Raw genomic sequence first — 24,897 nt, 5'->3', positions numbered from 1 at the left:
GGCGGAACGGGTTGCATCGCGTTCGTGACAATTTGAAGGCGTTTAAAAAATGGCGCCCGCATCTCGGGCACCAACTGGGGGAACATCGGTCTGGTGATTCATGCGATCAATTCGATACGCCCTGCCCGCCTGCGGCCTCCGCTGTTGGTCGTCATTTCCCGCGTTCCTTCCCTCCCGTTTGGAAGGTCCTCAACCCGTCATGGAAACAGGAAGTCACGGACTGTTTACCGCATGCATGCTCTGAATCTCCCGCGCCACCCAGCAAACCACCGCCGACTCCTTATTCTTATCATGAGCCAAATTGGTGTCCTGCTGCTTTTCCTATCCGTCGTCGGTTGCACTTCCGTGCAAGCCATGCGGCGCGAGGAGGTCAATTTTGACTACGTCGACGCCGAGGCCACCCGTCTCGCCGCCGTCCCTTTTCGTCCCCAATCTGCGCCGCCCGCAGCCCTGCAGGAGCTCAGTTACAGTGAGTATCAACGCATTCAGTTTCGCCATGAGGACGAGATTTGGAAACACGACGGCCTGCCGTTCACCGTCGGTTTCAAACACCTCGGCTACCTTTTCAACGACCGGGTGAACATCCACGAATTCACCGCCACGCATGCGCAGGAGGTGGAATACCTGCCGACGTTCTTCGACTTCGGCGGTCTCGAATTCCCCCGCCCGCTGCCGGACGATTTGGACTACGCTGGACTGAACCTGGCCATCTACGACGAAGGGCTGCAAAACTATCGCCAGTTCGCCACCTTTCTGGGCGCCAGTTATTTTCGCGCGATCGGAGCCGGCATGCATTATGGCACCTCCGCTCGCGGCGCGACGGTGAATGCGGGACTGGGCGACCCGGAGGAGTTCCCCAAGTTCACGCGTTTCTGGCTCGGCAAGCCGCAGGGAACGGACCGACAGCTTCGGATATACGCCTTGTTGGATGGGCCGAGTGTCACCGGCGCCTACGAGTTCATTCTGCGTAGCAGCGGAACCACTACGATTCAGGTGCGGGCGCGACTGCACCTGCGCGAGGATGTCCAAAGTCTGGGGATCGCACCGCTGACGAGCATGTTTTGGCGCGGCGAAAACCGTGCGCCGGAACATTCCGATTTTCGCCCCGAAGTTCACGACGCCGACGGTCTCGTGCTGCAAGGCGAAGGGAAGCCCGCCTACTGGCGTCCGTTCGACCTCGATGCCAAGACCCGACTATCGTATTTCGAGCTCAACCATCCGACCTATTTCGGCCTGATGCAGCGCGACCGCGACTTTGCCAGCTACCAGGACTTGGAAGCGCACTATCAGGACCGGCCTTCCGTGTGGATCGAACCGAAGAACGACTGGGGCGAAGGCCGCGTGCGTTTGGTGGAACTGCCGACTCACTGGGAATACGATGACAACATCGTGGCGTTCTGGGAGCCCGACCAATTGCCACGCCAAGGCGAGTCCCTCGACGTCGGTTACACCATTCATTGGTCGACGGAAACCGCCCCTCCCGCGCATCCGGGACTGCGCGTGCGCTCCACCCGCAGCGGTGCCGACACGGCTTATCCCGGGACGCACGTGTTTGTGCTCGAGTTTGGTCGCGAACTCCCCGTCCCCACCGCTCCCGGTGAATCTGCTCCGGGTCCGGCCCCCGCAGTGGTGGCCGTGGTCGATGGTCCGTCGACCTTGGAGGATTCCCGCATTGCGTGGAATCCCTACCTGCAAACGTGGCGAGTCACGCTGCGTGTGAGTTCGCCGACGGCGGATGCCGAGGCCATCGAACTGAAGTGCCACCTCGAGTCACCCGAGGAAGGCGCTTCTGAAACCTGGGCCTACCAATGGACTCCCTGAAATTCATCGCGCCGCGTTCCGCCGGGTTCGTGGATTGGTCGGAGGCCTATGCGCGGGTTGAGGCCTACTTCTACGCCCTGCGTATTCAAAACAAGCTGCTCTTGAGTCAGCTGGTCGCCGGTATCCTCCAGCGCACGGCCGAGCAACTGGAGCAACAACCCGATGCCTCGCCGGTCACGCTCGCCGTCGAAGAAGCGGCCGCACGGGTCGATGGTTGGTTTCGGGATGTGCTGACCGCCGCCGGAGTCGAACCCACCAATGTGCGCCAGAAAGGACGACTCGCGCTGTTCCTGGCCGACCTGCCCGCGCGTTGGCAAAATGAATTTCTCAGCCCGGGCCCGTGGCCGGAGCCATTTCTGGAGGCGATGAAAGCAACCTACCTGACCACCGGTCCCGATTTTCAAATGGCGCGCATGGCACCGGCATCCATCGATCTCGGTATCGTCTCGACCATGGCCGACGAAACGTGGCGCGCGATCGATCGCTGGCCGTTCTTCGGCACGGTGCTGGCGTGGTCGCTCTACCTCGCCGCGATCGGTATTGTGTTCTATCTGCTGCGTTAAGCCATGAGCATCGTCCCATCTGTTTTTCAGCGTCCGGGATTTAAACGCGCGGTGTTCTACCTGCTGATCCTCACGCTCACCGCCGTCGCCACCGTCTTGTTTGGCAACCTGCTGCACCGGGCGGGCGTGGGGGCGGAGTATCACGCCCTCACCGTTCTCTTTGGCTTGTTGTTCTGGGGCATCGCGGCCGGCGCAGTGCATGCGATTTTCGGCTTCGGGTGTCGGCTCCGACCCCCGGTTGCGGTCCGCGAGAAATCGCGCGAAGACCCCGCGCCCGAACGTGGAAAAACCGTGGTCGTGCTGCCGATCTTTAATGAAGATCCCTCCCGCGTGTTCGCCGGCTTGGAAGCGATTTACCGCTCGCTGGCCCGCACCGATGAGGCCGCCGATTTCGACTTCTTTGTGCTGAGTGATTCCAATCAACCGACCTGTTGGATTCGAGAGGAAGTCACCTGGGCGCGACTTTGTCGGGAGCTCAACGCCTTTGGCCGCATTCACTATCGTCGGCGCAAGATCAATCAGGATAAGAAGGCCGGTAACATTCAGGAGTTTTGCGAAAACTGGGGCGGGCGTTATCGCTACATGGTGACGCTCGACGCCGACAGCGTGATGACCGGCGAAACCCTCGTCGAACTTCGCCGCCGGATGGAAATCGATCCGCGACTGGGCATCCTGCAAACGTCTCCCCGCATCATCTTTGCCCAAACCCTGTGGGGCCGCCTGCAGCAATTTTCCAACCATTTCCTCGGTCCGCTTTTTGTGGCAGGTCTGGACTTCTGGCAGCAGGACGACGGGAGTTATTGGGGACACAACGCCATCATCCGGATGGATGCGTTTCTCGCGCATTGTGCGCTCCCGGATCTGCCCGGCCGTGAGCCATTTGGCGGTAAAATCCTCAGCCACGATTTCGTCGAAGCCGCTCTGATGCGCCGTGCAGGCTATCATGTGCGCCTCGCCACCGACCTCACCGGTAGTTACGAAGAATGCCCGCCCGATATCATCGAACACGCCAAGCGCGACCGCCGGTGGTGCCAGGGTAACATGCAGCACATTTGGCTCTTGTTTTCTCGCGAGCTCCCCCGGATCAGCCGCATCCATCTGGCCAATGGTATCATGGGGTATGCCTCCTCTTTGTTGTGGGCGATGTTTCTGATTCTCGGGGGGATCTACGCGTTCAACCGCACGCGCAGTGATTTGTCGGTGTTGCCGATTCCATTCCTCCACGGTTGGGGAGAACTCTCGCTGTCGGCCCATGCTTTGCTGACGTTCGGATTCACCTTTGCCTGCATCTTTCTACCCAAAGTGCTCGCGCTGATCGATGCGGCGCTGCATCCCCGCCGCGCTGCCGGATTTGGCGGAGTCGGACGCAGTGCGGCCAGCTTGCTCATTGAAACGGTCTTCTCGGTTTTCTCCGCCCCGATCCTCATGATCTATCATTCGCGCTTCGTGTTGGCGACGGCCTTCGGGCGCGGAGTGACTTGGACCACCCAGCGCCGAAACGCCGACGTTGGTCAGTCCTTCGCCTTCAGCCTGCGCGCCCACGGCGGTCAGGCGCTCATCGGACTCACGGCGGCCATCCTGGCCGGGCGCGTCGACGATCGGCTCTTTTATTGGTCGCTCCCTCTCACCGCCGCGTTGGTGCTGGCCCCCGTCTATTCATGGCTCGTTTCGCGTCAGGATGCCGGACAATTCCTGGCGGAATTGGGACTATTGAGCACGCCCGAAGAACGCCAACTTCCCGTGGAGCTATCCGAGACCATCGCGAGAACCACCGCCATGAAGAACGATACGCTGCTCGTGACCGGATCCGAACTTCAAGGCGTGATCGTCGATCCGTATTGCAACGCGATCCGTGCCGCGTTGGCGGAGCGAGATTCGGAAGTGGATTCCAGCGCCGCGCATGCGGCCGGACAACACGCGTTGGTCGCGGGAATCGACGCTCTGGAAGCACGAGAACTCGGGCTCTTGCTAGGTGATTCCGCCGCATTGGAGGAGACCCACCGAATCGCCTGGCTCACCGACCCGGCGGACTTGCACCCCTCATGGCGGCCGAGTTTTCAACGCTACGGACTCGAGGCCATTTAACCCGCTGGCGGAGAGGGAGGGATTGGTTCCGGCTGCACCGTCCCGCTACGCGGCGACCTTTGGTCGACCCATCTCCGCGCTCCCGCCAAGGCGGAATCGCTTCGTCGAACCCCGGGGATTCTCATCCCTCCCCGGTGTGACACGCCCTCAAATCGTCCACGTTAGGCGTTTTGGTCAGTCCACGTTTTATCGTTGCTGGCGGAGAGGGAGGGATTCGAACCCCCGGAACCTTGCGGCTCAGCGGTTTTCAAGACCGCCGCAATCGACCACTCTGCCACCTCTCCAGTCGCAGCACGCCAATGAGTCAGCGTCACTCGGGTCTTGTCGAGATTTTCTTCCGTCCGCGGGATGGTGGAGGTGGCTCCATTGAGGGCTCATCGAGCGGCGGCACATTCCGCGCCCCAACGTTCGAGGGCGGCACTCACTTCATCCACTCGCACGGGCTTGGCGATGTAGTCATCCATGCCGGCTTCGAGGCATAATTCCCGGTCCCCCTGCATCGCATTGCCCGTCATCGCGACGATGCGTGGGCGCGGCCGGTCAAGGGGTTCCCATTTTTCGCAAATTCGGCGGGCGGTTTCGTAACCGTCCATTTCCGGCATCTGGACGTCCATGAGAATGAGGTCGTAAGTTTTTTGGTCGAGCGCTTGCAGCGCTTCGAGTCCATTGCCCACCGAGTCGGCCACGTAGCCGAGCCGTTTGAGCAACATGCAGGCGACTTTCTGGTTCACGGCATTGTCGTCGACGACCAGCAGTCGCAAGGGCAGACGCTCAGCCAAACTGCGCTCGGCATCCCCGAACGGAGACGTGCTCGCGACCCGCTTTTCCTCGCGTTGATCTCCTGTGACCGCCCGGGCGAGTTGTTCCAATAGGCTGACCGGACGCAGCGGCTTGGAAATGATTCTAAAGTTTCGCGATGGTTTCGCCTGACCGCGAGCGGTGAATAAAAACACCCCCGATGCCGCCGATCCGGGCAGCCCGGCCATTTCCGTCAGCACGGCATCCGCTGAATTTCCCAGCATCTCGTGGTCGATCACAACCAGATCGAATTGGCTTTCAGGTTTACGCAGAACTTCCCGCGCCGCCGCTGCGGTTTCGACGGCGATCAGGTCGATGCCCCACCCGGTCGCGAGTTGCTGAAAGTTTTCCCGCTGCGCGGCATTGTCCTCCAAGAGCAGCATTCGGCGTCCCTCCAGTTCGGGGACTCCGGCCAGCCAGCGCGGGGGCGTATCGGCCTCCACCCGCACCTTGATGTCAAAATGGAATTTCGCGCCTTGGTCGGCCTCGCTTTCAACCGAGACCGAACCGCTCATCAGTTCGATCAAACGCTTGCTGATGGCCAACCCCAGACCCGTGCCGCCAAATTCCCGCGTGGTTGAACTGTCGACTTGGCTGAAGGATTTGAAAAGACGGTCCTGCTTTTCCGGCGGAATACCAATGCCGGTGTCGGCGACCGTGATATTCAAAGTGAGTTCGCCCGAAGGGTGAGTCTCCCCGCGGGAGACGGACACTCGCACTTCGCCCTCGGCAGTGAACTTGATCGCATTGCCCAGCAGATTCACAATCACCTGACGCAGTCGGGTGACATCTCCCACCACCATTGCCGGCAAAGTGGGATCGAGCTGCGAAATGACTTCCAGGCCTTTGTCGAGTGCGCGCGGGGCCAGCAATTCGAGGGCTTCTTCAATACACTGATGCAAGGTGTAGGGATGATCCTCCAGCTCGATTTTGCCCGATTCGATTTTGGAGAAATCGAGTATGTCGTTGATGATGGTCAGCAGACTCTCGCCTGAGCTCCGCACAATATCGACAAAGTCGCGTTGTTCCGAATCCAGTGGCGTGTCCAACAACAGTGTCGTCATTCCGATCACGCCATTCATCGGGGAGCGAATTTCATGGCTCATGTTGGCCAAAAACTCCGACTTGGCTTTCGTGGCTTCCTCGAGCTTCTGATTCAGAGAGATCAACGCGGTATTGCTGTCGACCAGCTGCTGCTGACTTTCGCGCAGCGCCGTGTAAGCGGCATCGCGCTGCAATTGGTTGATATACGCTTTGGAGTGATGGCGAATGCGCGCAATCAACTCGATTTTGTCGGGTAGTTTCACGAGGTAATCGTGTGCGCCGACCGCAAAGGCTTCACTCTTCACAGCCGCCTCCTCTTTCGTCGACAACACGATGATGGGAGTGTCGCGGGTCGCCGGGTTTTTGCGGTATTCACGCACAAGGGTCAGCCCATCCACCCCTGGCATCACCAAATCCTGCAGGATAACCGTGGGTTTGATCTCCGTCGCGAGTTTCACCGCGGCGGCCGGATTCACACAGTAGTGGAAATCAATGTCCGTTTCGGTGGCCAGCGCCCGACGAACGGCCTCGCCCACCATGGCTTGGTCATCCACTAGCAGGACCATTATCGAATACGTATGGGGAAGGTGATAGCTCATCGCGAAAACTCCGTTGGGTTTATAAATTAAAAGTGGTTCCCGTCTTTTATCCGGCTCTCCAGATTTGGGTTAAACGAGACGGGATACGTTCGAGGGAAAGAATCTCCACCGCCGCTGCGAGCTTGGCCGCGGCCTTGGGCATTCCGTAGACGGCACTGCTGGCTTCGTCCTGCGTGATGGTGTGCTGGCCTTGATTGCGCAGGGCTTTGAGACCGAGCGCGCCGTCCCGGCCCATCCCGGTGAGTAGCACGCCAACGACCGGACCTTTCCAGTGCAGACTCAAGCTTTGGTAGAATACGTCGACGGAAGGTCGATAGACATATTCGACGGGTTGTCGCTTATAGTGAAGGCGGCCGTCGGCACCCACTACGAGGTGATCGTTCGTGCCCCCCAACAACACCGTGCCCATCGCCGGCTCATCGCCTTCGCGGGCCACCCGCACCGGCAATCGGGACTCCTGCCCCAGCCAGTCGGCCATCCCTTGGGCAAAGCGTTCATCCACGTGTTGCACCACCACCACCGCGGCCGGAAAATCGCATGGCAATCCCGCCAGAATTTGGTTTACCGCCGCCGGCCCTCCCGCCGATGCTCCGATCGCCAGGAGGCGGACATGCTGGTTGCCGGAGGTGTTGATCCCCCGTGGGGCTTGCAACGGTGGCGTCAGCCTTCCGTTGCGGTCCTTGACCATTTTCCCGATAATTTCGATTTTTGCCAGCAGCGGTGCCGCATTGGTTCGCCAGTCGCCCGACCCGAAGGTGGGTGTGTCGACGGCATCCAATGCCCCGTGCCCCATCGCTTCGAAAGCTTTCCACGCATTCTTACCCACGCTAACGGTAACCACCAAGATGGCACAGGGCGAATTTGCCATGATGCGGCGCGTGGCCTCGACCCCGTCGAGCTGGGGCATGATCAGATCCATCAACACCAGTTCAGGCGTGTCTTGCGCGCACTTTTCGACCGCTTCCTGGCCCGTCCGCGCCACCCACGCAATGTGATGACGCGGATTCAACGCCAGCACCCGCTTCAGCACTTCGACCGTCAGCGCCATGTCGTTCACGATGCCGATTCTCATGCGTTGGGCTCTCCGATCAAATCCACCACCGTCTCAACCAACGTGTCGTCGTGAAAACTCCCCTTGGTCAGATAGTAATCTGCTCCCGCGTCGAGTCCCCGCCGCCGATCTTCCTCCCGGTCTTTATAAGAAATGATCATCACGGGCACGTTGGACAAATGCGGATCTTGTTTGATCAATGAAACCAGCTCAATGCCGTCCATCCGCGGCATGTCCACATCCGTCACCACCAGATCAAACCGCCCCGATCGCACGGCATTCCAGCCGTCCATCCCGTCGACAGCGACTTCCACCTGATAGCCGTGGCCCACCAGAACCTTGCGCTCGAGTTCGCGCACGGTCAGCGAGTCGTCCACCACCAGAATACGTGGGGCGGCCCGCGTCGCTTCGGTGCCGACCGCCGTTTCCCGCATGCCGCTAAGTTGACCGGATGACACCAATTTCTCCACCGATCGCACCATGTCTTCCACGTCGATGATCAATACCGGTGAACCGTCGGTCATCACCGCGGCCGCGGCAATATCCTGAATCTTACCCAGCCGGGCGTCGAGTGGTTGCACAACCAGTTCGCGTTCCTCCCGAAAACGATCGACCACGATGCCGTAATGGTTGCCGGTTTCGCCCACGACCACGACCGACAGCGTTTCGTCGCTCGTGGTGGATTCCTTCCCGCCGAGGACTTGATGACCGCTCACCAAACCCACCCGTTGCCCCGCCAAGTCGAAGTGCGCTCGTCCTTCCAGTTCGGCGATCGAGCCCCGCGAAATTTTCATGGTGTGGGCAAGGTTGGCCAGAGGGAACGCATAGACTTCTCCCCCGATCTCCACCAACAACGCCCGGACGACGGAAAGCGTCAGCGGCAACTGCAGCAGAAAACGGGTGCCGATGCCGGGCTGGGAGGTGACGCGCACGGTGCCGCGCACTTGCTTGACCATTGACTGCACCACATCGAGACCGACTCCCCGGCCCGAAATTTTGGTCACGTTGTCCTTCATCGTGAATCCGGGCAGGAAGAGAAACTCCCACAATTCCGTTTCACTCATCTTCTGCGCCGTCTCCTCGTTGGTCAGTCCGCGCCTCACGATTTTGTCGCGCAATCCCGCGATATCGATGCCGCGTCCGTCGTCGGCAACGATGACTTGCAGCGTGCCGGCATTGTGTCGCGCCTCCAACCGGATGGTCGCTTCCGCGGGTTTGCCGACGGTCGACCTGACTTCGGGAGCCTCCACGCCGTGGTCGATGGCATTTCGCAGCAGATGGCCGAGCGGTGCTTCGAGTTTTTCCAAAATATTGCGGTCGACCGTCGTCCCCTCTCCCACCAACTCCAGCCGCACTTGTTTGCCCAGTTCCCGACTCACATCGCGCACCAAACGAGGGAATCCGTGCACCCCATCCGCAAACGGACGCATGCGGGCAGCCAGCGCCACGTCGTAAAGGCGATGAGACAACCGTGACGAACGATGATCAAACTCCTCCAACTCGTCGAACCGTGCGCTCACGAATTGCTGACACTGCGCGACCAATTCACGCGCGGAATCATGCAACGCCGCCACGGTTTGCCCGCCATCATCGGTTCCCTCGGTTTCCCGCATCGCGTCCAGCGTATGAGCCAAATCCTGATGCAGATGCCGCAGCTTGCGCAGGGACTCACCGAAAGGTTTCAACCAACGGGACTCCACCAAGGATTCACTGGCGAGCGCCAGCATCCGATCGAGGTTGTCGGCGGTCACGCGCAAGACGCGTTCACCGGTCTCTTTCGGTCCGGTGGCCAGAGGCGGTGGCGAAGTTTGGGCCGAAACGGGAGGCGGTGACTTGTTGCTCGCCTCGGACTCGGTCGTGACTTCCGCCGGAATCTCGGTTGCAGTTTCCCGCGCTGGAACCGCCGCCTCCGACTGAGTTTCATCAGCATGCGACAGTCGCGTGAGGAACGCGTCGATTTCGGCGCGACGGTCTCCCTCCCATTGCGCGACATCCGCTTCACTGGTCTGAGCAATTTGGGTCAGCAAATCGACGCCCTGCAGCAGGACATCGATACGAGCATGGTCGAGTTTGATGCCGCCTTGTTGCGCCGCGACAAAACAGTCCTCCATTACATGCGCCACAGAAACGCCGCCATCCAATCCGACGATACGAGCCGCGCCCTTCAATGAGTGCGCCGCGCGCATGCAGGCTTCAAGTTCAGCCTGGGCCGTGGAATCCCGCTCCAACGCGAGCAGTCCTTCGGTCATGACCTGCGTCTGGTTTTCCGCCTCCAATCGAAAGAGGTCGAACAAAGAAAAATCGCTCAGATCATCACTCATGCGAGACTCCGATCCAACGTTTGCCACAACCGCAACTCGTCCACGCAACCCACCGAGCGTTCACGCCAGGGCAGAACGGCGGAAACGTGAGCCGACGTCGCCTTGCTCACGGTGGCGGGAGCCGGAACCAAGTCTTCCGACCTACACCGATGCAACCCGTGCACTTCATCCACCGCCAACGCGAGCGAGGCCTGCCCGGCGGCACCGATCACCAGCATCCGGCCCGCGCTCCCGGATTTGCGGGAACCCGACGGTTGCAACCCCAATACGGCTTCCAGAGACACGCATACAACCAGCGCGCCGTGTAGGTTTATCAGTCCGCGCACGACTCCGCTGCGCCGGTGCGGCAGCGAATGCACCGCCCGTCCCGACGTTACTTCCCGGCACACTGCCGTAGGGAGCGCCAGCCATTCCGGGCCAATCCTGAACAACATGAACGACCGTGAATTGGTGGTGCGTTCGGGCAGCGCCTCCGCGAAGTGACGTCCCCAATGATCGAGATGGTCCGCGGGCAGTCCGACATCGAGCAATTTTACCGCCGAAGCCGAATACACCGGACAGTTTCGACAGTGGCTGTGCTGTTCGAGTTCAACGCAGGAGCCGTCGCCGCGCACGCCGATGCGATTCCAACACGTATCGAGATTCTGGATCCGGGACGATGATTCAGGCACACTCATTTCAAGACCCTACCTTGGCTTCGAGTCGACGAACGCGTTCCATTAAACGCGACGCGCCGGCAACCTCACCCCGCTCTTCCAACAAAATCGCGAGATGCACCAACGCTTCCGCGTGGCGCGGTTCGAGATACAGCGCCTTGCGATAAAACTCCATCGCACTCACCGTGTCACCCGCGGCATCCCGCACCAAACCGAGCACATAAAAAACGGCCGCAGAAGGACCTTGTTGCTCCAAAACTTGCTCACCGGCCGCCCGCGCTTCGACAAGTTTGCCTTGGTCGGCCAAGCGCATGGCCTCCGCCATGCCAACGGGTCCGGCTGATCGCGGCGTCGGGGATTTGAGGTGGGAGAATGGCAATCGTTTCACCCGCGCCGCAGGCACCTTTGGCGGCGACGGAGCGCACCGTGATTTTACCGCCACACGGTTACGCACGACGGGTTGGGAAACCCGCGGTTCGGCACGTCGAAACGCAAACGACCGCGGCGATTTCACGGCCGAAAAACCGTGATCCAGCATCAACGCGGTCTCCGAGGGGCCCACAAAAAAACAACCGGTTGGTGCCAACAATGCCGTGAGCGTCGAGACGCTCCGGTTCTGCGTGGGGCGATCAAAGTAGATGAGCAGGTTTCGACAAAAAATCACGTCATAGGCGGCGGCTCGCACCACCTCCGGCAGGGTGTCGCCCAGGAGATTCGCCCGCGTGAAGCGCACGCGTGAACGGACGAGATCGCGCAACTGCCAGCGCGAGCCTTCCGGGGTGAAGTAGCGGTTGCGAAATGAGAGTTGATCGCCTCGAAAGGAATTGCGTCCGAAAACCGCCAGACGGGCGCGCTGCAGGGCCCTTGCACTGATGTCGATGGCATCGATGGAAAACGATTCCGGTTCCAGGCCGGCGTCGAGCAAAGCCATCGCCAAGGAATACGGTTCCTCCCCGGTTGAACACGGCAGGCTCAGCACGCGCAACGGCCACGCTGTCTCATCCCCGGACGCTTTTCGTTCCGTCATCATTTGGGTCAGCGCTTCGAACGCCCCGGCATCGCGGAAGAACCAAGTCTCCGGCACCACCACTTCCTCGATCAACTCCTGCAATTCCTCTCGATTCTCGCGCAGTTGTTCCACGTAGGACGTCGGCGAAATGCCGCCACGGATTTCCCGCCGCAGCGCTACGGCTCGCCGAATACTTTCACTCCCGATGGACGCCGCATCGAGTCCCATCGTGCGACGGAGAAGGTCCTCAATTTCGGTCGTTTTCACGCCACCACCTCCGTGCCCGGGGGGAATAGTTGGTCGTGCACTTCGGCTGATAAAAGTCGATCAACCTCCACCCATTGAATCAACCCCCGCGGGTCCCTGGCCACCGGACCGAGGTAGGGACTACCATCATTTTTAAGTCCCGATTCCACAAAATCCTCCGGATCGCGACGCAGCGTTTCCGTGGCATACTCGGCGACGAGTCCGAGCAGCCGAGTCCCCCCGGTGCGATCCCGGTAGGAAACGACCAGGAGCCGGGTGCTGAGGCTCTCCCGCGCCGGACGCCCCAATGCCATTCGACTCAAATCGATCACGGGCACGGGTTGTCCTCTGTAGTTGAAAAGCCCCTGCACACCGTCTGCGGCGCCGGGAATTCGTTTCACCCGCACCAACGGCAGCACGACTTTGACCCGGGAAGCCTCCAGGGCGTAGTGATCGCGATCGAGTTGGAATAGAATGAAAAGCATCGGGTAAATTTCCCGCTGATTTGGTCGCAGTGCCGCCGCGAGATCAGCGCCCGGCGGGTTTTCCCGACGTCGCGGCGGGGCTGAGTTTGAATCGGGAAACACCATCGCGCAAATCGCGCGACACCGTGTTCAGCCCGTCGATCGCCTCGCCGGACTGCCGCAGGCTGTCGACCGTTTGCTGGGCTGCCTCGCTCAACTGTTCGAGCGCTTGGCTGATCTGCTCCGCGCCGGTGGACTGCGCTTGCATGCCTTCATTGACTGCCTCGACCCGGGGCGCGAGAGCCTGCACTTGCTGGATGATCTGCGCCAGCTGCCCGCCGACCTGCTGCACGTCGTCCATGCCACGCCGGACTTCCTCGGAAAACTTGTCCATCCCCATCACCCCGGCCGAAACCGCTGACTGCATCTCTTTGACCATTTGTTCGATATCATAGGTCGCGATCGCGGTTTGATCGGCCAGGCGGCGAATCTCGGTCGCCACGACGGCGAATCCGCGGCCGTATTCACCGGCTTTTTCCGCCTCAATGGCAGCGTTGAGGGACAGGAGATTGGTTTGGTCGGCAACCTTCGTGATCGTGGTTACGACCTGGTTGATGTTGAGGGCCTTTTCGTTAAGGATGGCCAACTTGGACTTGATGCCGCCGGCGGCCTCCATGACTTGATGCATGGTCTCTTCCATGTGCGCCAAGCCGGTCTGTCCGCTGTCGGCGAGTTGAGCGGATTGATCAGCGACATCAGAAACTTCACCCATCGTCCGCACCAAATCCTTGGAGGTAGCCGAGATCTCTTTTGAAGTGGCTCCGATTTCACTGGTTGTGGCGGCGATTTCGCTCGCGGTGGCCTGTTGTTCGCGAGCGGTTGCGGAAATCTCGGTCGTTGAGGTATTCACCTGCACCACCGAATTTTTCACCTGACCGACCAGCGCCGCGAGGTCATCGGCCATACGATTGAATCCGTCGCCCAGGGTTCGAAATTCATCGTTGCGCGCCAGTTGCGCGCGTTGAGTGAAGTCTGCTTGGCGCATCGCTTCGGTCACGGCCAACAGTGTGCGTAAAGGTTGGTTGATCGCGCGAACCAGCGAAACCGCGCTAAACACGGCGAGTGCAAGCACGATGACCATGACCACCAACAGGCCGGTCTCGGTCGCAACGACCGTATGGCTGATCACCGCGGTCGAAGCATCGATGTCCGCCTTGCTATTGTCCATCAATGCTTCGATCGCTCGTTCGACTTTGATGAATTGGGGTTCGAGTTCATTTACTACAAAAGCCGAGGTCGCCGCGTCGTCGTGCTTTGCACTGATTCGCAGTAGTTCCGCCTGCACTGTTTCGTAGGTGTGAAGTTCCACTTCGAACGTTTCGAACAGCACCCGGTCGGTCTCGTTTCGAATCGTGGATTCGTAAGCGGTCAGGAGCATTTCGGCCTGCATGACACGCTCATTCAATCGCACCTCGATCTGGGCCTGCTCGGCATCGTCGATCGCACGCGTGTGACGTTCCGCGAGTGCATACATGTCGAGCCAGTTGGTGATGAGCTGAGCGCCGCCATAGAGGCCGGGAACGGAGTCGGTCTCGAGACTGGTGATCTCGTGTTCTATTTTCACGATGCGGTAGAAGGCGAAGACCCCCATCACGAGCATAAGCGCAATGACGGAACCGAAGCTCCAGACGATGCGTTGGCGAACGGACTAATTGTTCATAATCAATGACATCGGCCGATTGACGCTCATGTTTACGAAAAAATACCTTCATGGGTCAGATTCTTGCCAGCGCAGGTTCCCCGCCTTAGCCGGAACGAAATCATTCTTCGTCCCGGGGATTTCCCACGGTCGCAGCACGAAAAACCCTGCACTTCATGGTTAAGCGCAAGCGGCATGCAAGCGTTGGACCGAGTTAGCGCTTGGCGCTGGCATCTCACAATTCAGCCTGCTCCCTTTACGATCCTTTGTTCTTACATTGACTGACCAATTTATGACCGCACACCCCATGCTCATCGCCGGCGAATGGCGCTCCGCGCCCGCCGATGCATCCACGTTTCAACCCAGCAATCCATCGACGGGGGAGCTGTTGCCCGACACGTATCCCGTGGCTTCGAGCGCCGAAATCGACGCGCTGCTCGACGCCGGTTTGAGCGCGAGCCAAACGCTTGCTGAAACCGACCCGACCGCCATCGCGGCGTTTTTGGAGGCCTATGCCGATGGCATTGCCGCCGCGACCGACGAGTTGGCCGCCCTCGCTTCGACTGAAACCGGTCTGCCGGTTAAACCGCGCCTGGAGGTTGTCGAAATCCCCCGCACCACCGGCCAGCTGCGGCAAGCCGCCGCCGCCGCACGGGCGGGCGATTGGAAACAACCCGTCATCGACACCGCCAACAACCTGCGCTCGCAACTCGAACCGTTGGGCAAACCCGTTCTCGTGATCGGCCCCAACAATTTTCCGTTCGCCTTCAATGGCATCGCGGGCGGCGATTTCGCGGCCGCCATTGCCACCGGACACGCCGTGATTGCCAAGGCGCACCCCGCCCATCCCGGCACCAGCAAACGTCTCGCCGAGATTGCGCTCGCCGCCACGGCCACCGCCGGCGTGCCGACTGCCACGATTCAGCTCTACTACCGTTCCTCCCACGCCGAGGGCCACCGCATGGCGAGTGATCCGCGTTTGGGCGCGATCGGTTTCACCGGCAGCGAAGGCGCCGGTCGCAAAATCAAGGCCGCCGCCGACGCCGTGGGTAAACCCGCCTACTTCGAGCTCAGCAGTGTCAATCCGGTGGCGTTCCTGCCGGGGGCGCTCGCCGAGAAAGCCGCGGATTTGGCCACCGAGTTCAGCGGTTCCTGCCTGTTGGGCACCGGTCAGTTCTGCACGAATCCGGGGCTGCTGCTCACCATTGCCGGAGCCGATACGGAAACATTTCTCACCACGGCGGCGGCTAATTTTAACGCGGCCCCATCCGGTGTGATGCTCGTGCCTTCCCTGCCCGGCGAGCTCGATGCGAGCGTCAAGGCCCTGGTCGCGGATGGCGCCGAACTGATGGGTCGCGGCACCCAGCCGACGGAGCCCGGTTTCCGCGCTCAACCTGCCCTGCTCCGCGTGAGCGGTGCGACTTTCCTCGGTGATCCCAAGGCCTTCCAACGCGAAATGTTCGGACCGGGCGCGCTTGTTGTGGTCGCCGCCGATGCCGATGAACTCGCTGCCGTCGCCGAGCATCTGGAGTCATCGCTCACCGCCTCGTTTTACTCCGCCTCCGACGGCAGTGACGACGCACTTTACGATCGTCTGGTCCCGATCATCGCCGCCAAAGCGGGCCGTTTGCTCAATGACAAGATGCCCACGGGAGTCGCAGTCTCGCCCGCCATGGTGCACGGCGGTCCGTTCCCGGCGGGAGGCCACCCGGGCTTTACGGCCGTGGGCATCCCGGCCTCGCTACGTCGCTTCGGTGCGCTGCGTTGCTACGACAACGTCCGTGCCGGTCGATTACCCGCGACGCTTCAGGACAAGAATCCGAACGGTGTCATCTGGCGCCTGATCGACGGCACGTGGACCCAAGCCGACGTGGCTTCCTGATTCGGAACAATCCGCCCTCTCCCTTTCAGTTGTTTCGAAACGCGGCCCGCTGAGGCCGCGTTTTTTTTGCCGCTCAAAAAGACGCGACCGTTGGCTCTCACGCGGAGTCCTGCTATCGTCTGCTCATGAAACCACTTCATCCGCTGCTGATCGACGGGGTTTGGACGTCCCCGGAGGAGTCTACCGATTCATTTTCAGCCGCCGACCCCAGCACGGGTGAAGACCTGACCGCCTACTTTCCGCTTTCCGGCCAAGCCACCATCGATCGGTTGCTTAACGCGGCGGGATTGGCATCCCGCACCCTCGCCAACACCGCCCCCACCGCGCTGGCCTCTTTTCTGGACAACTACGCCACTGCCATCGACGAGCATGCGGAGGAACTCGCCACTCTCGCTCATCGTGAAACCGGGTTGCCCCGGCGTCCGCGACTCCTCGAAGTTGAAATCCCTCGCACCATTAAACAGCTCCGCGATGCCGCACAGTCGGCGCGTTCCGAGGACTGGACGATGCCGACCATCGACACGGCCCACGATATCCGTTCGCGTCTCGAGTCGTTGGCCAAACCGGTGCTGGTGATGGGCCCGAACAACTTTCCTTTCGCCTACAACGGCATCTGCGGGGGAGATTTCGCCGCGGCCGTTGCCACCGGTCACGCCGTGATCGCCAAATCGCACCCGGCGCACCCCGGCACAACCCAACGCCTCGCCGAACTCGCGCTGGTCGCGGCAACCGCCGCCCATCTCCCGCCCGCCACGGTTCAGCTTTTCTACCATTGTTCGCCCGAGGTGGGTCTGAGTCTCGCCGGCGATTCGCGACTGGGCGCCATTGGGTTTACCGGCAGCGAAACCGCAGGGCGCAAAATCAAAGCGGCGGCCGACGCGGTCGGCACACCGGGTTATTTTGAAATGAGCGGAGTGAATCCGGTCACCATTTTACCCGGAGCGCTGGTTGAACGGCCGGAGGAGATCGCCCACGAGTTTTGCGACTCCTGCCATCAGGGCACGGGACAGTTCTGCACCAGCCCGGGTTTGGTGCTCACGGTGGAGGGGTTGGGGTTCGATCGATTTTTGGCGGCCGCAGCGAAACGGTTCGATGGCGCCACCCTCGGCCCCATGCTCTCCCGCGCACTGCCGTCCCACTTGAAGGCAAGCGTCAAAGCGCTGTTGCATGCCGGGGCACTCATGGTCGCTCGCGGCACGACTCCCGCGGAAACCGGATTCACTGTCGCGCCCGTGCTGCTCCGCGTTTCCGGTCGCACGTTTCTCAACGACCCGGCGGTTTTTCAAAACGAGATGTTTGGTCCCGCTGCACTCGTCGTGGTCGCGGCCAATTCCACCGAACTGGTCCAGATTGCGCAAAGACTGAACGCTTCGCTCACCGGATCGATTTACTCCGTGACGGATCAAACGGACGACCTGCTCTATGAGCGGATTTCCTCGATCCTCGCTCCGCGCATCGGCCGATTACTGAATGACAAAATGCCGACCGGGGTGGCCGTTTCCCCGGCCATGATGCACGGCGGACCATTCCCGGCCGGTGGCCATCCGGGGTTTACCGCTGTCGGCATGCCGGCTTCGCTCCGTCGGTTCGGCGCTTTACGCTGCTATGATCACGTGCGGCCACACCGCTTGCCCGCTTCGTTGCGCAACGAAAACCCCACCGGCAAACTTTGGCGCTCCATCGATGGTGTCTGGACTCAATCGGACGCCTCCGCCTCGGGCTGATCGCCAAACCGGAACAAGTTGGCGCGGCGGCGCGAGCTTTTCCCCGTGAATGGTTTGCGTTCGCCGGCCGGTTTGTAGGGCTGACGTCGATACCCTCCCAAATTCGGATCCACCGCGCACTTGATCTGGAACTGTTGCATCCGGTCGAAAATCTCCAGCAATTGCCGCGGCAGCTCGTAGCGGTCTTCGCCCCGGGCGGCCAAGGCGGTCAGCACCTCGTGGACCGATTCCAGGGTGGAAAGGCATCCGTTGAACGGCTGCTGCTTGATGACGTAGCGACTGGGAGTCGACGGCGTGAACATGATCCGCGGCAACCGCTGCAACGAGGGACTCATTTTCAACATCTTGCGGGCGCAACTCCAAGTGGCGTCGAGCAACAGCACGACAAGCTCCTTCCCCGGCGGGGTGACGGGCGATGTCGGCGAGAGTGACAGGTTGACGGCTTCGTCGCCGGGATAAAGCAGCACCACGTGCTTGCTCGGATCGGCCAGCACGGCTTTGACCCGCGGATGATCGTCAAACGCGACGCCTTGGATGATCTCGCTATTACTCAGGCACAAGTGCGTGAGCCTCCCGGTGTTGGCCTTTTCCCGCCGAAACTCCTTCGGGTGCATCAGCAGCACGTAACGCGTGGCGGTGCCCATCGGCACGATTTGTTCGCACCAACAATGGGCTTGGGGCCAAAAACAACGGTAACAGGTCGCTCGACTCATAAGGACAAGCCGTCCATTGATGGGGCTCACCCTCTCGCGTTCAAACCCCTAACTCTGATTTACGCCTTATCATGCGTCGCATCTCTTGCCGCCTGCTCGCCCTCGCCCTCCTTGGATCACCGCTTTTCGGCCAAAACGAACTGCCGCCGCCGGAAATGACGGAATATTGGTCGCCCCAACCCGTCATCGTATCCGCCCAACCCGGACAAGTGCCATCCGATGCCATTGTGCTCTTCGATGGAACATCCCTCGATGCGTGGGAATCGGCCGGTCCCGACGGCGGCAAAGCGCCGTGGGATCTCGTGGATGGCGCCTTGGTCGTTAAACCCAAATCGGGAGACATTCGCACCCAAGCCGCCTTTGGCGACGTGCAACTCCACCTGGAATGGCGCGCCCCGTTGCCCATCGTCGGGAAGAGCCAGGGCCGCGGCAACAGCGGCGTGTTCTTCATGGAGCGTTACGAGGTGCAGGTGCTCGATTCGCACCGCAACCCGACCTACGTGAACGGCGGCGCTTCCTCCGTTTACAAACAACACCCACCTTTGGTGAACGCGACTCAACCTCCCGGTGAATGGAATACCTACGACATCGTGTTCGTCGCCCCCCGGTTCGACGCCGGCGGCAAACTGACCTCGCCCGCCCGCGTGACGGTTTTTCACAACGGCGTGCTCACGCAACTCGACGTGCATCTCGCCGGGCCGACCGAGTGGCGGGGGCTTCCCAGTTACAAGTATCACGTGCCGCGCCTACCCATCAAACTGCAGGATCACGGCAACCCGATGGCTTTTCGCAATATCTGGGTGCGCGAACTCACGCTGCCGACGTCGACCATCGTCGAGTGACGCTCACTGCGCGTGCAGGCCGCGAGCCTGCACGCGCCTATCGGGACGTCGCGCGCCGTCGCCATCGCTCCCCACCATGTCTGAGTTTTAACCCCAATCAGGACGCGCCCATCGACGCGTCCCCCTCCTACCCCTTCCATGACTACTCTCGATTGGATCATCATCGCCGCCTACTTCGTGGTGCTCGCGACCATCGCGTGGTATAGCTCGCGCAAGACCGATACCACCACCGACTACTTCCTCGCCGGGCGCAATGTGCCGTGGTTTGTGGTCGGTTGCTCGTTGCTCGCTTCCAACATCGGCTCCGAGCATATCGTCGGTCTGGCGGGCAACGGGGCCTCCAGTGGCATGGCCATGGCTCATTGGGAACTGCATGCGTGGATCATGCTCATGCTCGGTTGGGTCTTCGTGCCGTTTTACTACCGATCGGGCGTGTTCACCATGCCGGAGTTTTTGGAGCGCCGCTTCGACAGTCGGTCACGTTGGACCCTGTCGATCGTATCACTGATCGCCTACGTCTTCACCAAGGTATCGGTCACCGTCTACGCCGGTGCCGTGGTATTCATGACGTTGTTACCCGACACCTTTGGTTCGCCGGAGAACGCCTTTTGGGTGGGCGCGCTGACGACCGTCGTGCTCACCGGCATCTACACCGTCATCGGCGGTTTGCGTGCGGTGCTTTACACCGAAGTGGCGCAGACGGGGCTGCTACTGTTCGGCTCGGTGTTCATCACCCTGTTCGGACTGCAACAACTCGGGGGCTGGGGAGAGCTCAAAACTGTGCTCGGGGCCAACGCCGACAACTTCGCCCTCTGGCGGCCGATGAGTGACCCGGACTTCCCCTGGCTCGGCATCATGATCGCCTCACCAATCGTCGGGATTTGGTATTGGTGCACGGACCAATACATCGTGCAACGCACCCTCGCCGCCCGATCCCTGCGCGATGCGCGTCGCGGCGCGATTTTCGGTGGATTCCTCAAGGTCCTACCGGTTTTCGTTTTTCTCATTCCCGGTATGATCGGTTATGCGCTGCACACCAAAGGCATCATGATCATTCCGTCGAAAGCGGACGGTTCCACCAACGGAGACATGGTGTTTCCGACGATGGTGGCGACGTTGCTGCCGGCCGGGCTGCGTGGCATCGTGGTTGCGGGGCTTTTATCCGCGCTGATGAGTTCGTTGGCGTCGCTCTTCAATTCCTGCGCCACGCTGTTTACCGTGGATATCTATAGCAAGCTGCGGCCCGACCGCTCTGAAAAGGAGCTCGTTCGCGTCGGTCGTTTTGCGACGGGCTGTGTGGTCGTGCTCGGCGTGATTTGGATTCCGGTCATGAAATACGTGTCGGGCGGAGGCCTCTATCAATACCTGCAGAGTGTGCAGGGCTACCTCGCCCCGCCCATTACCGCGACGTTCCTGCTCGGGTTGTTTTTCAAACGCATCAACGCCCGTGGCGCATTCATTGGCCTTACCAGTGGCTTTGTGTTGGGCATGATCAAATTGACCGTGCAAGCGTTGGACGGTGGCGGGGCATTTGGCGATTCCGGTCTGCTTCACGCCATCGGTTCCTACAACTTTCTCTACGCCTCCGGTTGGCTGTTTCTCATCAGTATCATCACCGTGGTCGTTGCCTCACTGACCGCGCCCGCGCCGTCCGCGGAGCAGTTACGGGGCCTGACCTACACGTCGATCACGCCGGAACAAGCGACCGAGAACCGCGCCTCTTGGGGCGCACCCGAAGTATGGGCCACGGTCGGGGTGCTCGCGCTCGTGGGCGGCATCTACGTCTACTTCAGTTTTTGGCTGAGCTAGCACGGTCGACGCAGTGTCGTAGGCCCCCGTCCCGCTAACGGTAAACACCATGCCTCGTCGACATTAGGCATGGCGATGCCGACATTCACGTATGCGTCTACCCCTCGCCCCCCTCCTGCTGCTGGGAGTCAGTGTATTCCCCACGCTCAGCATCAACGCCGAACCGATCACGATCACCGTTCATGCCGACGAACCAGTTGGCGAACCACTCCGTCCGATTTGGAACTACTTCGGTTACGACGAAGCCGGGACCACGTTGACTTCCGAGGGGCGCCATTTACTCGGCGAACTGAATGAACTCAGTGACTTGCCGATCCGCATTCGGGTTCACCATTTGCTGACCAGCGGTGACGGCACGCTGGCACTGAAATGGTCGAGCACCAACGCCTACACCGAGGACGAAAACGGTCACCCCGTTTACGATTGGACCATGATCGACGCAATCATGGACGAGTTGACGCAGCCCGGTATCGAACCCTTCGTGCAAGCGGGCTTCATGCCCCAGGATCTCTCCTCTCAACCCGATCCTTATACGCCGCAACTCACGCGGCGCGGTTTGCCCAAAGACATGGTTTCAGGTGGCGCGTTTTATCCGCCGAAGGACTACCGAAAATGGCAGAATCTCATCGCCGCGTGGGCGCAGCATTCCGTTGACCGTTACGGTCGCGAGCGCGCCGAATCCTGGCTGTGGGAACCGTGGAACGAACCCGAATCGCCCTATTGGAAGGGCACGATGGAAGAGTTCTTCATGCTCTACGACCATTTCGCCGCCGGCGTGAAGTCGGTTCTGCCCGGCGCAAAAGTCGGCGGTCCCCACGTCACCGATCCCGGCTGGAAAAACGGTGATGTCTTCATGGAAGCCTTCTTGGAGCACTGCCGGTCCGGCCTCAATGCCGCTACCGGTGAGATCGGAGCTCCGCTTGATTTCATCGCGTTCCATGCCAAAGGCACCACCCGGCTCGATGAACAGGGACGCGTCGAGATGAACCTGCGCAACCAGCTGAAGACCATCGATACCTACGGAAGGATTATCGCCACGTTCCCGGAGTTTCGCGAGTTGCCTATCTACATTGGCGAGTCCGACCCCGAAGGCTGTGCAGGGTGCCCCGCCACGCTCGACCCCGAGCGCGACTACCGCCGCACGTCGCAGTTTGCCGCCTATACGGCCGCCGCCTTCATGCGCAAACAAGACTTGATGACTCGCCACGGGCTGCGCCTCGAAGGGGCGGTGAGCTGGGCGTTCACCTTCCATGATCAACCCTGGTTTAATGGCCTGCGAGCTCTGACGACCAACGAGATCGCCTTGCCCGTGTTGAATGCATTTCGACTGATGCAACCCTTCCAGCACCAACAGCGGGTGCGCGTGGAAAACGCCGCGATGATTTCAACTGACGATATTATGGCCGACAGTGTCCGCGGTCGCTCCGATGTCGGGGCCGTTGCCACCACTCGCGCTGTTCTCCTGTGGAACTACCATGACGTATCCGGAGAGGGAGAATCGGTTGAGGTTAAACTGGTCTTCACGGGCGTGCGCTCCAGTGCGATCGATACGGGATGGTTCGCCATGCGAGTGGATGAAAACAACGCCAACGCTTACTCCCGTTGGCGCGCGATGGGGGAACCGCAAAATCCTTCCCCGGACCAGGTGCTTGCCTTGCAGACCGCATCACAACTGCAACCGCTGGAGGTGAAGTTTCATGAGCGCAACCGCGATGAGCGCGTTGCGAAACTCGTGCTACCTCCGCAGTCCGTGGTGCTGGTGATCGGTCAATTTCTGGACGTTCCGATTCAAGTGCCCCCGCCGGAAGGCAAACCGAAACCTCCGCCTAACTGAGTTCCGCCGCGGCGGCTTCGTCGACCAACCAAACAACGCGATCGCCGCAGGTTTCGAGGATTTTGGATGGCGCATCCAAGAGCGAATCGTCGCCTTGGAAAACACGCTTGAGCGCGGCGGCTTTGCCCGCCCCCAGCGCCATCACGACGATGAGTTGGCAGGTGCGCAGCCCCGTGGGCGTGATGGTCAGTCGCCAGCCTTTTTGCGGCGTGTCGATGGCGGCGAACAGTTCCCCGCCGTCGTCCTCAAGCAAGGCGCTGCCCGGGAAAAACGAAGCCGTGTGCGCGTCGTCGCCCATGCCGAGGAAGCACACATCGTAGGCTTTCTGGGGGCCGTTGATCAGCGCCATGGTTTCACGGTAGGCGGCGGCGGCGGGCACCGGATCCATCGCGACCGGCCACGGGTGCCGGTGTTCGACCGGCACGCCGAGGGGCGCGAGTAACTTGCGCTCGGCGTTGCCAAAATTGTTTTCATCGCTCGACAACGGCACGCAGCGTTCGTCACTCACGGTGAAGTGCGTGGTCGCCATGACGTCGGCCGGGATCGCGCCCGTTTCGGCCGCCCACGTATACCACGCTTGCGGCGTCGATCCGCCGGTGAAAGCCCAAGTGAACTGATCACTCGTGCTCGCCGCTTTCGCGGCCACGGCGAGTTTCACCGCTTCGGCAAACAACTCCATTTTTTCGCCGACCACGAAGCGGCCGTAATCCGTCTGTTTTTCAGTCATCAAAGTTGTCTAGAAGAACACTGCTTCGGCCAAGGCGGCAGGCGGATCGAGCAGGTGCATCGCGGTGGTCAGGTCCACGCGACCATTGCCCAAATCGGCGGCAAACTCAGCGTGATTTTTTCCGATGGCGGCCCGCCATTTGAAGTAGTTGGCGCTGTCGTAGCGAAACTCCACGGCGAAGTCGTCGATGCCGACGGCTTCACTGGGCTTGATCACACCGTCGATATCATCGGCCGCCCCGCAGGCACAGAGTCGGTTGCGCAACCAGGCCCAGAGAACCCGGGCTTCCGGCGCGTATTTTGCGCGATGGTAGAGCCTGACCTGTTGGAGTCCGGCCACGAGTTTGTCGGGGGGGAATCCGGAGAGAAATTGACCCAGCAATTGACGCACCGGCAGCAAACGCGAGTGCACGAGATCACGTATGGCTTTGGGTTTGGGCCAAGGATATGTCATCGCGTCGGCGGGCACGAGGGCGGTGTCAAAAATGACCCGCTTCGCGTGTTGCAGCATGAACTGGTAATCCGCGAGGCGACCGCTGTCCGAAAACCGGTGGGCCCAATAATAGAGCGGCAGATCGGTCGAAAGGCAGATGGACACTTGGTTTTCCAAAAACTGGCGGGAGGCCATCGGATAACACAGCATCACAAACTCAACGCAGCGGGTGTCGCTTTTCGATTTCCCGAGGAAGCACTCGCCGTAAACCTTGGCACGCATCTCGACGCCGGCGTTGTCCTCGTTGAGGGGACACAGCACGACCACTCGACACGGGTAACGCTGGGCAAATGCCTTGATGGTGTCGAATTCCGACAGCGCTTCCGGCGGCGTGGTCGCGAAGCCGAAGTGCAGCACAAAGTTCATCTGCATGGCGCGCACTTCATTGGGCGCCGGCACAGCGTCGCCTCCGTGAGTGGCGTCGTGCCAGAGGCGGGCCAGGCTTTGTTTGATCTCGCCAACCGGGACTTCGATCCCGGGCAATTGTTCAAATACTGCGGGCATGCGTCAGCTTCGGC

Annotated in this window: 18 protein-coding genes and 1 tRNA gene; 8 read left to right on the top strand and 11 right to left on the bottom strand. The window is 60.7% G+C overall.

Annotated elements, in window-relative coordinates; genetic code table 11:
- The first annotated feature begins 291 nt into the window (after positions 1–291).
- Genes PXH66_RS07575 through mdoH form a run of 3 tightly spaced genes read left to right on the top strand, consistent with a single transcriptional unit; the run spans position 292 to position 4,469 of the window.
- Positions 292–1,821 carry an OpgD/OpgG family glucan biosynthesis protein gene (locus tag PXH66_RS07575; RefSeq protein ID WP_330928870.1) on the top strand — a complete coding sequence of 510 codons (1,530 nt, stop codon included), beginning with the start codon at positions 292–294 and terminating at the stop codon, positions 1,819–1,821.
- Positions 1,809–2,384, top strand: coding sequence for a hypothetical protein (locus tag PXH66_RS07570; protein WP_330928869.1), 576 nt, complete (start codon positions 1,809–1,811; stop codon positions 2,382–2,384). Before PXH66_RS07575 ends, PXH66_RS07570 begins: the two co-directional genes overlap by 13 nt.
- Before the next feature lie 3 nt (positions 2,385–2,387).
- Complete coding sequence (gene mdoH, locus PXH66_RS07565) at positions 2,388–4,469, top strand: glucans biosynthesis glucosyltransferase MdoH (protein ID WP_330928868.1); 2,082 nt, start codon at positions 2,388–2,390, stop codon at positions 4,467–4,469.
- A 196-nt stretch (positions 4,470–4,665) separates the two neighbouring features.
- Here the strand turns inward: mdoH and PXH66_RS07560 are convergent.
- From PXH66_RS07560 to PXH66_RS23105, 8 genes are all read right to left on the bottom strand, one after another.
- A tRNA-Ser gene (locus PXH66_RS07560) sits at positions 4,666–4,753 on the bottom strand.
- A 90-nt stretch (positions 4,754–4,843) separates the two neighbouring features.
- Positions 4,844–6,910, bottom strand: coding sequence for a response regulator (locus PXH66_RS07555; protein WP_330928867.1), 2,067 nt, complete (start codon positions 6,908–6,910; stop codon positions 4,844–4,846).
- 46 nt (positions 6,911–6,956) lie between these two features.
- On the bottom strand, positions 6,957–7,982 hold the full coding sequence (gene cheB, locus PXH66_RS07550) for a chemotaxis response regulator protein-glutamate methylesterase (RefSeq protein WP_330928866.1): 1,026 nt from the start codon (positions 7,980–7,982) through the stop codon (positions 6,957–6,959).
- Positions 7,979–10,282, bottom strand: coding sequence for a hybrid sensor histidine kinase/response regulator (locus tag PXH66_RS07545; protein ID WP_330928865.1), 2,304 nt, complete (start codon positions 10,280–10,282; stop codon positions 7,979–7,981). Before PXH66_RS07545 ends, cheB begins: the two co-directional genes overlap by 4 nt.
- On the bottom strand, positions 10,279–10,959 hold the full coding sequence (locus PXH66_RS07540; protein ID WP_330928864.1) for a chemotaxis protein CheW: 681 nt from the start codon (positions 10,957–10,959) through the stop codon (positions 10,279–10,281). The genes PXH66_RS07545 and PXH66_RS07540 overlap by 4 nt, the downstream gene beginning before the upstream one ends.
- A gap of 1 nt (position 10,960) precedes the next feature.
- Complete coding sequence (locus PXH66_RS07535) at positions 10,961–12,214, bottom strand: CheR family methyltransferase (protein WP_330928863.1); 1,254 nt, start codon at positions 12,212–12,214, stop codon at positions 10,961–10,963.
- Positions 12,211–12,678: a chemotaxis protein CheW gene (locus PXH66_RS07530; protein WP_330928862.1), complete on the bottom strand. Its 468-nt coding sequence runs from the start codon at positions 12,676–12,678 to the stop codon at positions 12,211–12,213. Before PXH66_RS07530 ends, PXH66_RS07535 begins: the two co-directional genes overlap by 4 nt.
- Positions 12,679–12,721: 43 nt before the next feature.
- The gene (locus PXH66_RS23105; protein ID WP_425609314.1) at positions 12,722–14,317 is read right to left on the bottom strand and encodes a methyl-accepting chemotaxis protein; all 1,596 of its coding nucleotides are present in this window, start codon (positions 14,315–14,317) and stop codon (positions 12,722–12,724) included.
- A 331-nt stretch (positions 14,318–14,648) separates the two neighbouring features.
- Here PXH66_RS23105 and PXH66_RS07515 point away from each other — a divergent pair, with 331 nt between their 5' ends.
- Positions 14,649–16,238, top strand: coding sequence for an aldehyde dehydrogenase family protein (locus PXH66_RS07515; protein ID WP_330928861.1), 1,590 nt, complete (start codon positions 14,649–14,651; stop codon positions 16,236–16,238).
- Positions 16,239–16,363: 125 nt separating this feature from the next.
- Positions 16,364–17,962, top strand: a complete 1,599-nt coding sequence (locus PXH66_RS07510; protein WP_330928860.1) for an aldehyde dehydrogenase family protein — start codon at positions 16,364–16,366, stop codon at positions 17,960–17,962.
- Here PXH66_RS07510 and PXH66_RS07505 read toward each other — a convergent pair.
- Positions 17,935–18,675, bottom strand: coding sequence for a tRNA-uridine aminocarboxypropyltransferase (locus tag PXH66_RS07505; RefSeq protein WP_330928859.1), 741 nt, complete (start codon positions 18,673–18,675; stop codon positions 17,935–17,937). The genes PXH66_RS07510 and PXH66_RS07505 overlap by 28 nt on opposite strands.
- 71 nt (positions 18,676–18,746) lie before the next feature.
- Between PXH66_RS07505 and PXH66_RS07500 the strand changes: the two genes are divergently transcribed.
- The 3 genes from PXH66_RS07500 to PXH66_RS07490 all read left to right on the top strand — a co-directional run bounded on the left by PXH66_RS07500 (position 18,747) and on the right by PXH66_RS07490 (position 23,160).
- Positions 18,747–19,517 (top strand): 3-keto-disaccharide hydrolase, encoded by a 771-nt coding sequence (locus PXH66_RS07500; protein ID WP_330928858.1) that lies wholly within the window; start codon positions 18,747–18,749, stop codon positions 19,515–19,517.
- A 138-nt stretch (positions 19,518–19,655) separates the two neighbouring features.
- Positions 19,656–21,326 (top strand): sodium:solute symporter, encoded by a 1,671-nt coding sequence (locus PXH66_RS07495; protein WP_330928857.1) that lies wholly within the window; start codon positions 19,656–19,658, stop codon positions 21,324–21,326.
- A 91-nt stretch (positions 21,327–21,417) separates the two neighbouring features.
- On the top strand, positions 21,418–23,160 hold the full coding sequence (locus PXH66_RS07490; protein ID WP_330928856.1) for a GH39 family glycosyl hydrolase: 1,743 nt from the start codon (positions 21,418–21,420) through the stop codon (positions 23,158–23,160).
- On the opposite strand, the gene PXH66_RS07485 is transcribed toward PXH66_RS07490, so the two are convergent.
- Positions 23,153–23,887 carry a 6-phosphogluconolactonase gene (locus tag PXH66_RS07485; protein WP_330928855.1) on the bottom strand — a complete coding sequence of 245 codons (735 nt, stop codon included), beginning with the start codon at positions 23,885–23,887 and terminating at the stop codon, positions 23,153–23,155. The genes PXH66_RS07490 and PXH66_RS07485 overlap by 8 nt on opposite strands.
- Before the next feature lie 9 nt (positions 23,888–23,896).
- On the bottom strand, positions 23,897–24,883 hold the full coding sequence (locus PXH66_RS07480) for a glucose-6-phosphate dehydrogenase assembly protein OpcA (protein ID WP_330928854.1): 987 nt from the start codon (positions 24,881–24,883) through the stop codon (positions 23,897–23,899).
- Positions 24,884–24,897: the final 14 nt, after the last annotated feature.

Origin of the sequence: Synoicihabitans lomoniglobus, from assembly GCF_029023725.1 — a bacterium.
In the GTDB taxonomy this organism is placed as follows: Bacteria; Verrucomicrobiota; Verrucomicrobiia; order Opitutales; family Opitutaceae; genus Actomonas; species Actomonas lomonigloba.
The sequence above is the reverse complement of the archived record's forward strand: the minus strand, read 5'-3'. Positions and strand labels throughout refer to the sequence as shown.